The 12,708-nt window shown below is 59.2% G+C and carries 12 protein-coding genes; 6 read left to right on the top strand and 6 right to left on the bottom strand.

What is annotated here, in order from left to right:
* Positions 1 to 143: 143 nt before the first annotated feature.
* From ACA044_RS16025 to ACA044_RS16015, 3 genes are all read left to right on the top strand, one after another.
* Positions 144 to 1,031: a universal stress protein gene (locus tag ACA044_RS16025; protein WP_497442288.1), complete on the top strand. Its 888-nt coding sequence runs from the start codon at positions 144 to 146 to the stop codon at positions 1,029 to 1,031.
* A gap of 81 nt (positions 1,032 to 1,112) precedes the next feature.
* Positions 1,113 to 1,817 (top strand): phosphoribosyltransferase, encoded by a 705-nt coding sequence (locus ACA044_RS16020; RefSeq protein ID WP_497442287.1) that lies wholly within the window; start codon positions 1,113 to 1,115, stop codon positions 1,815 to 1,817.
* A 159-nt stretch (positions 1,818 to 1,976) separates the two neighbouring features.
* A complete protein-coding gene (locus ACA044_RS16015; protein WP_497442286.1) occupies positions 1,977 to 2,306 on the top strand; it encodes a hypothetical protein in 330 nt (109 codons plus the stop codon).
* Positions 2,307 to 3,058: 752 nt separating this feature from the next.
* Here ACA044_RS16015 and ACA044_RS16010 read toward each other — a convergent pair.
* Positions 3,059 to 3,739, bottom strand: coding sequence for a glutathione S-transferase family protein (locus ACA044_RS16010; protein WP_497442285.1), 681 nt, complete (start codon positions 3,737 to 3,739; stop codon positions 3,059 to 3,061).
* 320 nt (positions 3,740 to 4,059) lie between these two features.
* On the opposite strand from ACA044_RS16010, the gene ACA044_RS16005 reads away from it, so the two are divergent.
* Positions 4,060 to 4,977, top strand: coding sequence for an alpha/beta fold hydrolase (locus tag ACA044_RS16005; protein ID WP_497442284.1), 918 nt, complete (start codon positions 4,060 to 4,062; stop codon positions 4,975 to 4,977).
* Here the strand turns inward: ACA044_RS16005 and ACA044_RS16000 are convergent.
* The 4 genes from ACA044_RS16000 to ACA044_RS15985 are packed head-to-tail and all read right to left on the bottom strand — an operon-like array spanning position 4,954 to position 9,573.
* Complete coding sequence (locus ACA044_RS16000; protein ID WP_497442283.1) at positions 4,954 to 5,418, bottom strand: response regulator; 465 nt, start codon at positions 5,416 to 5,418, stop codon at positions 4,954 to 4,956. The genes ACA044_RS16005 and ACA044_RS16000 overlap by 24 nt on opposite strands.
* A complete protein-coding gene (locus ACA044_RS15995) occupies positions 5,415 to 7,742 on the bottom strand; it encodes an ATP-binding protein (RefSeq protein WP_497442282.1) in 2,328 nt (775 codons plus the stop codon). Before ACA044_RS15995 ends, ACA044_RS16000 begins: the two co-directional genes overlap by 4 nt.
* Entirely contained in the window at positions 7,739 to 8,392 is a 654-nt protein-coding gene (locus ACA044_RS15990; RefSeq protein WP_497442281.1) for a response regulator, read from the bottom strand. The genes ACA044_RS15995 and ACA044_RS15990 overlap by 4 nt, the downstream gene beginning before the upstream one ends.
* Positions 8,389 to 9,573, bottom strand: a complete 1,185-nt coding sequence (locus ACA044_RS15985; protein WP_497442280.1) for a sensor histidine kinase — start codon at positions 9,571 to 9,573, stop codon at positions 8,389 to 8,391. Before ACA044_RS15985 ends, ACA044_RS15990 begins: the two co-directional genes overlap by 4 nt.
* A 170-nt stretch (positions 9,574 to 9,743) precedes the next feature.
* Between ACA044_RS15985 and ACA044_RS15980 the strand changes: the two genes are divergently transcribed.
* Together ACA044_RS15980 and ACA044_RS15975 are read left to right on the top strand one after the other, a co-directional pair.
* Positions 9,744 to 10,262 (top strand): SgcJ/EcaC family oxidoreductase, encoded by a 519-nt coding sequence (locus ACA044_RS15980; RefSeq protein WP_497442279.1) that lies wholly within the window; start codon positions 9,744 to 9,746, stop codon positions 10,260 to 10,262.
* A 379-nt stretch (positions 10,263 to 10,641) separates the two neighbouring features.
* Positions 10,642 to 11,589, top strand: a complete 948-nt coding sequence (locus ACA044_RS15975) for an IS110 family RNA-guided transposase (RefSeq protein ID WP_497442278.1) — start codon at positions 10,642 to 10,644, stop codon at positions 11,587 to 11,589.
* A 91-nt stretch (positions 11,590 to 11,680) separates the two neighbouring features.
* Here the strand turns inward: ACA044_RS15975 and ACA044_RS15970 are convergent, their stop codons facing one another.
* On the bottom strand, positions 11,681 to 12,607 hold the full coding sequence (locus ACA044_RS15970; RefSeq protein ID WP_497442277.1) for a bifunctional 5,10-methylenetetrahydrofolate dehydrogenase/5,10-methenyltetrahydrofolate cyclohydrolase: 927 nt from the start codon (positions 12,605 to 12,607) through the stop codon (positions 11,681 to 11,683).
* Positions 12,608 to 12,708 lie beyond the last annotated feature (101 nt).

The following is a 12,708-nucleotide window of genomic DNA, read 5'->3' as shown; positions in this document are numbered from 1 at the left end:
AGCACGCCCGCTCCCACAGGTTTAAGGCACGGGATGCACAGCACCGTTGTGAACTATTCTTTTTCAAGTGACATCTTTCCATCGCTGACGATTGCCGATTGGCAGTGACCGGCGTCGAGGATCAACCTGTCTGGAGTCAGATCATGAGCCAGTATCAACGGTTATTACTGATCATCAACCCGCTCCTGCGCCAATCTCCTGCGATAAACCATGGTGCTGCCGTGGCCAAGGCCAGCGGGGCGAGCTTGCATATTGCCGCCCTGATCCCCTCGTTGGACATTCTGTCGCTGCTCGAAGAAGGCGACCGGAAAAAGGCTCGGGCGAGTTACCTGCAGGAGCACCGCGACTGGCTCGAGGACCAGGCGAAAAAGATGCAGGGCCGGGGGATCGAGGTGACAACCGAAGTCGCCTGGGCCGACAACATGCGCCAGGACATCCTGGATCACGTCACGCAAATGCAGGCCGATCTGTTGATCAAGCAAGTGCAGCATGAGCCAGTGCTCAAGCGCGCGTTTTTCACACCGCTGGATTGGCGTTTGTTGCGCCATTGTCCGGTGCCGGTTTACCTGGTGGGTGCCGAAGGCCATGCCTTGCCGCAGAAGGTCGTGGCGGCGGTTGACGTTTCAGATACCGAGCCTTCGAACAGCGAGCTCAATGACCGGATCATCCTGCAGGCATCCAGCCTTGCACTGCAGTGCAATGCCGAGTTGCATCTGCTGTACGCCTGTGACATTTCGGCAGCTTTTCTGGCGGACATAGGTGGCGGCCTGACGCTCGCGGAGCTCACCAGGGAGCTGCGCAGCGACCTGGAAAAGTCCTTTCTCAAGGTGGCCGCTCGGTTCGGTGTGCCCTCTGACTGTCGGCATTTCATCATGGGGCAACCGGTCTCGGTGCTCAGTGAGTTCGCCCGCGAGCATCAAGTGGATGTGATCGTGATGGGCAGAGCTCAGTACCGTGGCCTGGAGAGGTTTTTGGGCAGCACGACGGAACATATTCTGTATCAGGTGCCTTGCAGCATTCTGGCGGTTTAGGGGCGGGGGCCCTTACCGGAAAGATGGCTGCCGTCACACGAATGCCCGTTTTTGGGGCTCCCGCCCCAGGGAGGTTTTCAAATGACTAGTCCTTCATTGCAAACCATCTTGCGTGACCGGGTTGGTGCCGGTACAAGCCTGGTGGAGCCGTTGCTTAAATACGCTAAAAGAGCCGATGTCATCGTCCTCGCCTTACCCCGTGGCGGCGTTCCGGTCGCCTATGAAGTGGCCACGGCCCTGGAGGTTCGCCTGGACCTGATGCTGGTGCGCAAGCTGGGGGTGCCGTCCCATCAGGAGTTCGCCATGGGCGCCATTGCCAGCGGCGGTATACAAATCGTCAATGACGATGCGCTGCGGGCTAACGGTATTGATCAACGCACGCTCGATGGCGTGGTTGCACGGGAAACCCGGGAATTGTTGCGTCGCGAGCTTGTATACCGGGCCTCGCGTGCGCCTGTGGTACTCAAGGATCAGGTGGTGATTCTGATCGATGACGGCCTGGCGACAGGGGCTACGATGATGGCCGCGATACAGGCCGTGCGCCTGCAAGCACCGTCTCGCATCGTGGTTGCCGTGCCGGTGGCCCCCCTTGAGACGGCAGAGGCGCTGCGCGACGAAGTGGACGAGTTGATTTGCCCGCTCATCCCCGATTGGCTGATATCGATCGGCCATTGGTACACGGACTTTTCTCAGACGTCGGATGAAGAGGTTACCGAGCTTCTGCACCGGGCCTGGCAAAGAGAATCTGGCAAGGGCGGTTCCACTCAGGAGAGTTCCGGCACTTGAGTCAAGGGGCCGCAGGTAGCGTCATACTCGGTTGCCAGGCCTGGCGTCACTCCTTCGCGCTCAGAAAAAATACCGATGAAATGAGGCAAACTGCTGGCCCCCCGATCTCCGCTTCGTTGTCAAACTCGCTTTCTTTTCAAAAGGTTAGGCATTGGCGATATGCGGACTTTGGCATGGATTACTGCAACGATTGTCCTGGCAGCTATCTCGCTTGGGGCTCAGGCAAAGGATCTGAACAAGAACAGTCGTTATGTCTGCGGCTGGGGCTCGGAAATAGCGGCGGGTGCGCAAGCAGCGAAGCTTTCCGGGCTCACGCTTTACGGGGCACGCAAGAAACTGCAATCGCGCAAATTTCCCCGGCCGTGGATGCGCATGACGGCCATGGGCATTACCGAACAAACCTATAACAGCGCTTCGCGTCTCAAGCCTTCGGGCATCAAGCAAACCTATTACGAGCAATGCATCCGGCATGAGCTGGCGCGGCGGTAGGGGTTGAGTTCTTCAACTGAAATGACTTCTGACAAAAGTTCGGCCCTGTTAGATCGATTATTTCTTTCGGTTATTTATATAGCGCTCAGTCGAATATCCGTAATCGATAAAACGATGTCTTCGTATTGATTCTGTATGCAATCAAATCCATAGGGGCGCTACAGCAGACATCTGCGTCCCGAGCACGGCACTTAAGCCGTTTCAACATCAAATCCTGCTGTTCGGCCATCATCTTGTCTTCCCTTCGCCAGTCCTTGGAATCCGCCTCCATCAGCTTCGTCCAACTATCGAATCGCTTAGGGAGTTACACCATGATGAACGCCATGCAGATGCCAATGCCGATGATGTGCTGCACCTGCTGATCCCTGACGACACAAAAAAAGCCCCCGTAACCTTACGGTCACGGGGGCTTTTTCATTCCGGCAGACACCGCAGCCCCCTGTGGGAGCGGGCTTGCGCGAAGAGGGAGTGTCAGGCGACATCAATGTTGAATGTGATGACCTCTTCGCGAGCAAGCCCGCTCCCACATTGGATGTTCATTGCTTCACAGCCTTGCGAATGCCTTCCAGCAACGGTAGTCATTTCAGCCGCGACGCACTCCTTGTAGCAGCTGGCGAAGCCTGCGTTCGGCTGCGAAGCAGTCGTAAAACCAGAACTTGCGTTGCGTCAGGCAGACTGCGTAAGCCGCAATCACGACTGCTTCGCAGCCGAACGCAGGCTCCGCCAGCTGCTACAGATCGCATTGCGGCTCGTCATGTGTTGTCCGGCGCCTGGCGAAACCGTTGCTCGATGGCATCGGCAAACGGGTAGAACGAAAACCAGGGCCTGGCTTCGTCGATCACCTGCTGGAATGACGGTCGCTGTATCAACCTGTCGAAATAGGCGCTCAAGTGGTGGTAGTCGTCGGGGAACGGCAGGAGCGTGCAGGCATAGAAAAGCGCCGGGGCCGCGGCGCAATCGGCCATGCTGAACGCTGGGCTGGCCACCCAGATTCTGGACGCCATCCGGCGCTCGAGCATGCCGTACGCCGTCTTCAGCGTGGACCGTTCTCGGGTCAAATCACCGTTGGTCGCGTGTAGGCGATCACTGACAATCAGTTGCATCGGCGCTTGTAGATAATGGTCGAAAAATCGATCCCATAACCGGACTTCCAGCGCGGTATCCCAATCGTCCGGAATCAGCCTTTGCTTGCCTGGATACAGTCGATCCAGGTACTCGATGATGATGCTCGATTCCGGCAGATTGCGCTGGTGAACATGGTCGCGAAGTATTGGAAACTTTCCGATGGGCCACAGTGCCTGAAGTTCTGCGCTGTCGGCAGCGTCCGCGAGATCGATGATCCTTCTTTCGAATTCGATCCCGTTTTCGTAGAGCGCGATAAGTACTTTATGGCAGAACGACGCCAGCGGATGGTAGTAAAGCGTCAGTGACATTTTTCAACTCCTCGTTTGGCATGAGGGGCGGGCAGCGCAAGGCTATACGCCCTGAGATGAAAAGGGCGGGGGCAATGAACAATCATAGGCGGATGTCGGCGAAGCGTCAGGGCCGCTACTTTCAGGCTTGCGGGCTTGCATACGGAAAAATCCCTGCTTAACTTTGAACCGCTGGTCGGTTGGTGACTTATTGGTCATGGCGTTCATCTCAGCGCCCTTGTACCGTTGTCGCTGGTTCGTGCTGTCAGGCTTTACCGGAGGAAGCCGGATAGCCGATCACGCTGTTTGCCTGGTCCAATTTATTCAAGGAATAGAATGAAATGATGCTGAAGACTGCCATCGTCGAGATTGGTAAGAAGTACAAGGTTTATACCGAGCACTATCTCAACGCAGCCGCTGACAAGACCATCATCCTGGTCAACGGTTCGCTGGCAACGACCGCATCCTTCGCCCAAACGGTGCGCTACCTGCGGCCACGCTTCAATGTGGTCCTCTATGATCAGCCCTACGCCGGTCAATCGAAACAACACAACCTGCATGACCAGCCGATCCGCAAGGAAGACGAGGCCGAAATACTGCTGGAGTTGATCGAGCACTTTTGCGCACACCATGTGCTGTCCTTTTCCTGGGGCGGGGCGGCGACCCTGGTGGCACTGGCCCAGCGGCCGCGACGAATCGAGAAGGCAGTGATCAGTTCATTCGCCGCGCGGATCAACACGCCAATGCGCGATTATCTGGAGAGCGGCCGGGACTTTCTCCAGGCGTGCGATCGGCGCAATGTCGGGCGTTTGATCAACAGCACGATCGGCAAGCACCTGCCGTCGCTGTTCAAGCGTTTCAATGAACGCCATGTCAGCAGCCTGGACGAACACGAATATCGGCAGATGCATTTTCACGTCAATGAGGTGTTGACCCAGGACACTCATTGCTACGTTTCCTGTGCCGATGCCATCGAAGTCCCGCTGCTGTTTATCAACGGCGAACGGGATGAGTACACCTCGGTGGAAGACGCCCGTCTTTTTTCGGCTCATACCCGTCAGGCTCAGTTTCATACCATCAAGAACGCCGGGCACTTCCTCGATATGGAACACCCGACGGCCTGGCATGACACCCAGCAGGCCTTGCTGGGCTTTCTGCAGCCGGTCGCCAAGATACCGAGCCAACCCCGTGACCTGGCTTTCAGTAGCAAATCATCAGTGATCCCGCCCCTTCAATCAGCTCACTGGCTGCGGCTTTAGCTGACGCAGCAGTTCGATCTGATCCGCCGGGACCAGGGTGCGCAGGGCTTTATAAAGCGCGCGGGTTTCAAGCAGGTTCCAGACACGCAGCATGGTTTCCAGGGCGTCCAGTGGCTTGCTGATGAAGTCTTTGGCGCCCAGGGCCAGCGCGCGCAGCCGGGTATCTCGGGTGGCGTCGGCGGTAAGCACGAGGATCGGCAGGTATTCGCCCGCCGGGATGCGCCGGTTGAGCTGTTCCAGGACCGCAAAGCCGTCGAACTCCGGCATGTGCAGGTCGAGAATGACCAGGTCAGGCTCGAAGCTGTTGAACAGGTCCAGGGTTCGCAGCGGCTGGGTACTGCTCAGGACATTGGTCAGTCCTTCGCGGACGAGCAACTGCTCCATCAAGTCGAGGTTGGGTCGTTGGTCGTCGATGATCAGAATACGCAGGTCGGTGTTCACACGGGCTCCGGTAGGTGCTGGTCAAGATGGGCGAGGAATGAAGGAATGTGAATCGGCTTGGTCAGCACCGCTGTCGCGCCCGCCTTCAGCAAAGCCTGATGAGTGAGGTCGCTGGCATCAGCGGTGATCATCAGCACAGGCGTGGCGCGAGTAATGGAAGACTGACGCAAGCGTTGCAGAACATTGAAACCATCAAGATCGGGGAGCACAACGTCCAGCAAAATCAGCTCGGGTGCATGTTGCCGGGCCAGGTCCAGGCCCATTTGTCCCTGCATGCTTGAGAGCAATTGTATGTGCGGTCGCCGTTGCAGCAGGGTTTCGATCAGGGCCAGACTGGAGAGATTGTCTTCGATGCACAGCACTTTGCCCTGGTAATCGGGGGCGGCGAGGGCGGGTGTGACCGTTGGGTGGCTGATGCGCGCAGCCGCTGGCTCGGTGGCTGGCTGCAGGCGCACGAAGGGCAGCTCCAGGGTGAAACTGGAGCCTTCGCCGGGCTGGCTTTTGACGGTCAGGCTGCCGTTCATCATTTCCAGCAGACTCTTGCTCAAGGCCAGGCCCAGGCCGGTGCCTTCCACATTCAGATCGGTTTCCAGGCGCTCGAACGGCTTGAACAGCTGATCCAGTCGTTCGGCTGCAATGCCCTTGCCGGTATCGCAGACTGACACGGCAATTCGCTGCTGATGAACCCTGACCTCAATGTGCACCTGGCCTTCGGGCCGGTTGTATTTGATGGCATTGGACAACAAGTTCAGCAGCACCTGAACCAGACGCTGCCGATCGGCGACGATTGCGCTGTCGGCGGCCAGCATCGGCAGTTCGACCAGTTGGATGCCGGCGTCACAAGCCATGGGGGAAACCAGCGTCAGGGCTTCTTGCAGCACCACCGCCAAGGGCACGGTTTCAACGTTGAGTGGCAGGCGCCCGGCTTCGATCTTGGCGATGTCCAACACTTCGTTGATCAGGGTCAGCAGGTGTTGCCCGGCCCGCAGGATGTGACCGATCTGCGCCCGCTGCCCCTTGGGCGAGTCCATGTCCAGCAGTTGTGCGAAACCGAGAATGGAGTTGAGCGGGGTACGCAGTTCGTGGCTCATGCGCGACAGGAACTCGCTTTTGGCGCGGCTGGCGCGCTCCGCTTCTTCCCGTGCGGTGCTCAGCGCAATCTCGGCGGCACGGCGATCGGTGATGTCGCGGGTGATCTTGGAAAATCCGCGCAGGGCACCACTGCTGTCGTATTGCGCGGTAATCACCACACTGGCCCAGAAGCGGCTGCCATCCTTGCGGCAACGCCAGGCCTCTTCCATGTAATGACCATCGCGAGTGGCCTCGTGCAGCGCCATGTCGGGATGCTGTGGACACTCTTGCGGCAGATAAAACAACGAGAAATGCTGGCCGACGATTTCCTGTTCCGTGTAGCCCTTGATCCGTTGTGCGCCCGCATTCCAACTGGTAACGAAGCCTTGAGTATCGAGGGCGAAAATACCGTAGTCCTTCACCCCATCGATAATCAGCCGCAAGCGTTCTTCGTTGTCGCGCAGAGCCCGTTCACGTTCGGCCAGCAGTATCCCGGCCTCCACCAGACGCGTGCCCAACTGACCTATCTCATCGTTCTCCGGCGGTTGCGGCAGTAACGGCTGACCGAGTGCCAGCCGTTGTGCGTTGCCCTGGACTTGTTTCACCCGGGCGACGATGCCTTTGGACAGGAACAGCACCGCCACAATGGCGCCAAACAGTCCGCAGGCAGCGGCCAGCAGGGTGGAGAACAACAACCGCTGCCGAGTGGAGGCCGCCGCCGCGGTGCGTTCGGCCAGCAAAGTATCCTCCAGGGTGCGCATGGCGCTGATGCGTTCGCGTAATTCGTCGAGGATGTGCTTGTTGTTGATCAGGATGGTGGTGATCGACTCGGGTGTGGCGTCGCGATCATCGAGCAGTTCAACCAGACCCTCGACTTTGGTGTCGATCAGCGGCGTGATCGCTTCCAGATGCTTGCGCACACGTTCATCGCGAACATTGCTGTCGAGTCGCTGCAGGGCCGCTTCGATCAAGGGTTTGGCTTGCCGATAACCCGGCAGGAAATCCTCCCGACGGGTCAGCAGATAGCCGCGCACGCTGGCGGCGGCCTCGGCGAGCAGCGTATGCACGGCCTGAATGTCACCTTGCACCAGCAGCACACGGCGCACGTCCTCTTCCGCGCGTGCCGTTTGCCGCTCGGTGTTGTAGATCAGCACCAGCGAGAGCAACAGAATCACCAGCGGCAGGGATATCACTACGAGCGCTTTGCCGCGTAATGGCAGATCGGCCCAGCGGCGGGCGTTTGAAACATTCATGACTGACTCACCAGACCCAAAGCGATGCCGCGCACAGCCGCCTGGGTTCGATCGGCGGCACCGAGTTTGCCGATGACCCGTTCCACGTGGGCTTTGGCCGTGCCCGTGGTGATGCCGAGTTGTTCGCCGATTTCACGATTGCTGCAACCGCCGGCCACCAACCCGAGGACCTGGCGTTCACGGGCGGTCAAGGTTTCGGCAGGCGCGGCGCCACTGGCGTTGCGCTCGGTCATGCGCCGCAGCAGGCGTGCGCTGACCGCGCTATTGAGGGCTTCCTCACCCGCGGCAACGCGTTGCAGGGCGTTGATCACTTCATCACGGCTGGCGTCTTTGAGCAGGTAGCCCACGGCGCCGGCATTCATCGCCGCTTCCAGGTGATCCGGGCTGTCGTCCATGGTGAAGATCACCACTTTCAGGGCCGGCAGGCGCTGCTGAAGAATCCGCGCCGCGCCCAACCCGTTGAGCACGGGCATGCGAATGTCGAGGATGACGATGTCCGGCAGCAAGCGTTCGCATGCGTCCACCGCTTCCTGGCCATCGCGGGCCTGGCCGACCACTTCGAATTGCGGATGGCCCGCCAGCAGCGCGACGAAGCCGGTTCGAGTGACCTCATGATCGTCCGCCAGAACCAGGCGTAAAACTTCAGTCATTGAGCTGTTCCATTGAGGTCGGAAGGGACGGTGGCGTGCAGTTGCGTTCCGCCGTGCGCATGGCTTGCGTAAGTGAAATCACCGCCCAGCAGGTTCGCGCGTTCCTGCATCGCGGCCAGCCCCAAGTGACGGGCGCCGCAGGTGTCGAGCGGTTGTTCCATGGCAAAACCTTTGCCGTTATCGTCCACCCGCAACGAGGCCTGTCCTTCGTGCAGTTCCAGCGCCAGGACGACGTGGCTGGCCTGCGCATGTTTGAGAATATTGTTGATGCCTTCCTGGGCAATCCTGAACAGGGCGATCTCCACCTGGCTGGGCAAGCGTGCTTCGCAACGGGCACTCCAGTTCACTTTGATCCCGGCGTCGCGCAGGCGATCCGCCTCTTTGTCCACCGCCTTCAGCAAACCAAAATCGTCGAGCACCGTCGGGCGCAGGCCGCTGATCAATTGCCGGCCTTCACCCACGCAATGCTGGGCCAGTGCAAGAATTGTCTGTAAGTCCGCACCGAGTTCGTCGGGCAGTGGCGGGCAGCGTCCGGCAAAACCTTGCAAGCGTTGATGCAGGCCGGCGAGGGTTTGCGCCAGACCGTCGTGCAGGTCGTAGGCCATGCGTTTGCGTTCGTCTTCCTGTGCCTTGAACAGCCTGTGGACCAGATCGGACATGGTGCGCTCCCGCGCGACCAATGCATCCAGCAGACGTTGGTTTTCCAGGTGCGCGGCCAGCAGGGTGGCGAGCAATTGCAGGGATTCGATGTCTTCGGTGTCCGGTGCACTGATGCTGACGCTGTTGGCCAGCACCAACGCACCGAAGGCCGCGCCATCGCCCCCGCGCAAAGGTACCCGCAGTACATTGGGCAGGACGGCGTTCGATTGCTCCTGCCATTGCGGGGTGCGCATCGCGGTATCGGCGAGGCGCTCGAGGCTGTGTAAACGATCACGGCTGCCGTGGCTGGCGGTAGTCCTGACTTGCGCATCCAGGTCCCATTCCAGTAGTAGCGCATGGTCCATCGCGAGGAAGGCACAGGCTCGTTGCAGCACGCGTTGACGCATGGCCTCGGGGGCCAGTTGCGTCAGCTCCTGGCCGGTATCCACCAGCAGTCTCAGCCGCGCGGCGCGACTTTGCGACTGCCGATACTGGGTGCGAATGGCCAGGGCGCTACCGGGGTCTTGATCAGGGTTTTGCATGGGCGGGTTCCGGCGCGGGCACGCCCGTTCGGGCAGGGGCGTCATTAAACCTTGTTAACGGGGCAGGGCGCTATCTGCCGAATGGCATAGGCAAATGGCTCCGGTTGGCCGATGGCGGGCCGCGTTCAGAGCGGCACAGTGTGCCTATCGACCCCCACTGGAGCATCGCAATGAAATTCAAGACCTCGGCCATCGTCCTGCTGTTCGCCCTGACTGCCCCCTTGGTTCAAGCAGCAGAAACGACCCCGTACGTTTACAGCGCTGTGGCCAAACAGCCAGCCGACGTGAAGGATCGCGAAATTGCCGGGCTGTTTGACCGTTGGAACAGCGCGTTGAAGAGCGGCAATGTTCAGAGCGTGGTCGACCTGTACGCGCCGAATGCCGTGCTGCAACCTACGGTTTCCAATAAGGTGCGCACCACGCCGGCACAGATCAAGGACTACTTCGATCACTTCATGGCGCTCAAGCCAGCGGGCCAGATCAACTACCGTGAGATCCGCCAACTGGGCACCAACTCGGCCATGGACAGTGGTGTCTACACCTTCACGATGCCTGAGGCCGATGGCAAGACCCGTCAGGTGCAGGCGCGTTACACCTTCGTCTACGAGAAGATTGGTGGTCAGTGGAAGATCCTCAACCACCACTCTTCGGCGATGCCAGAAGCGCAAGTGCTGCACGCCGGGAAATAAAAAGAGGATGTGCTCAACTGACAGGGCCCAACGCCAGTCATTGAGCACAATCCATGTGGGAGCGGGCTTCTGTGGTGAGGGGGCTTGCCCCCGTTGGGTCGCGAAGCGGCCCCAAAAGCTTTGCGACTGCTTCGCAGCCGAACGGGGGCAAGCCCCCTCACCACAGAAGCCCGCTTGTATGGTAGGACTTGAAGGGAGGAGGAGGGACAAAGCCCGATTCTGACTGTTGACGCAGTACAGATCCGTGGGAGATTTCGCCCCTCCTCCTTTCACCCAAGCGCCGATAAAGAATGCATCTGGCTAGACCGACGATAGGAACAAGCCTGCGCCTCTGGGTGAGCCCTTCAAGTGCTCAAAACCATATCCCGGAGGAAATTTAATGGCAATGCTGGTTTCTGTCTCAAAGCCGATCGTAGGCGTGGATGTTGCCAAGAATGAACTGGTGATCTATCACGCCGAACTTGACCTGCTTGAAACGATTCCCAACAACAAGGCAGCCATCAAGAAGTGGTTGAAGGCCTTGTCGGGGACTGTCGCTATTGCCATTGAATCGACCAATATCTATCACCTGGAGTTCGCCGATCTGGCCTATGAGGCCGGCTGCGTGATTTACATGGTGGGTGGCTACGAACTCAGCCATTACCGCAAAGGGGTGAATGTCCGCGCCAAAACCGACGCGCTGGATGCCAGGCTACTCGCTCGCTATCTGAAGAACGAGGGTGATGATCTTCATCCTTGGACCCCGCCATCACCGCTGTACCGCCAGCTCTTGAGCCTTTTTCGTCGTCGCGCAGCCTTGGTTCAGGTTCGAGTCGGCCTGGTGCAAAGCTGGGCGAATGAGCCGCTGCTGAAGGCGGCTTTTGCCGAGCAAGTGAAATCGATGCAGCAGCTTGAGACGCTGGTCGAGAAGACGATTAACGATCATCTGAAAGAAGCCGGTTTGCTCGGCCAGTTGAAGCGTTGCCTGAAAGTTGAAGGCATCGGATTTCTGACCGGGGCTCGCTTGCTCACGGCGTTTCAGCGGGGCGACTTCAGAAACGCAGATGCCTTTATTGCCTTTCTGGGAATGGATTTACGGGTGTCGAAGTCGGGACAAAAAGACGGTCGCCGGAGCTTGACCAAGCGAGGTGACCCGGAAGCTCGCCGGCTTCTGCACAACGCGGCCATGTCGGCCAGTCGTACGCCAGCCTGGAAAGGCTTTTACGAAGAGCAAAGAGCTCGAGGCTTCAGCACCACTCAGGCGCTGGTGATACTGGCTCGCAAGCTTGCTCGGATCGTATTCGCTCTACTGAAAGGACAGAGCGAATACCAACCCAAAGCCGGTTGAGGGGCTTCCCCTCAACCATAGAATCTCCCACAGGTTCCGCGCCTGACTGCCATTAACTGACACGGCCCACTTTCAAGTGGGCCGTGTGCGTTCATGTCAGTGCGCGCTGCAACTGGCTGGCGATCAGGGTGTTTTTCAGCAGATAGGCAATGGTCATCGGCCCGACGCCGCCGGGTACCGGGGTGATCGCACGGGCGACGGTGCGGGCGCTGGCGTAGTCGACATCGCCCACCAGACGGTTGCCGGACTCGCTGGCGATGCGGTTGATGCCAACATCGATCACCACCGCGCCGGGCTTGAGCCAACTGGCGTCGATCAACTCTGGCTGGCCCACCGCCGCGACCACGATATCCGCCAACCGGCACAACGCCGGGGCATCGACGCTGCGCGAGTGCACCACGCTGACCGAACAGTTAGCCTGCAACAACAAGGTCGCCATCGGTTTGCCGACAATGTTCGAACGCCCGATGACCACCGCGTGCAAGCCGCTCAAGTCACCGCAGGTTTCGTACAACAGGCGCATGCAGCCGCTGGGCGTGCACGGGGTCAGGACCTCAATGCCTTGCACCAGCCCGCCGACGTTTTCCCGATGAAAACCGTCCACGTCCTTGATCGGGTCGATGGCCTGAATCACTGCTTGTTCATTGATAGAGGCCGGCAAGGGCAGTTGCACCAGGATGCCGTTCACCGTGGGATCGGCATTGAGTTGGGCTATCAGTTCCAGCACCTGGGCCTGGCTGGCGGTTTCCGGCAGGCGGTATTCAAGGGAGCGGATGCCGACTTCCTTGGCCCGCAACAATTTATTGCGCACATAAACGTGGCTGGCCGGGTCGTCGCCGACCAACAGAACCGCCAGAGCGGGATAGATCTGCTGGCCGGCCAAGGCCAGAACCTCCTCCCGGACCTCGTCGAGAACCTGGGCAGAAATGGCTTTGCCGTCGATATCGCGGGCCAGTGCAGGAGTGCTGCTGGTCAAAAGAGTCACCGTTGTCTTGATTGAAAGGGATGAAGTGATCATCAAGGCGTCTTCTCGCGCCGATGATCCATCAGAGACATGCAGGCAAGGGTGCTCAGATTATCAGGTGAGGGCAGGCGAATACGACAAAAGATCGCATTCGG

The organism is Pseudomonas sp. LBUM1673 (genome assembly GCF_059695645.1).
The sequence above is the reverse complement of the archived record's forward strand: the minus strand, read 5'-3'. Positions and strand labels throughout refer to the sequence as shown.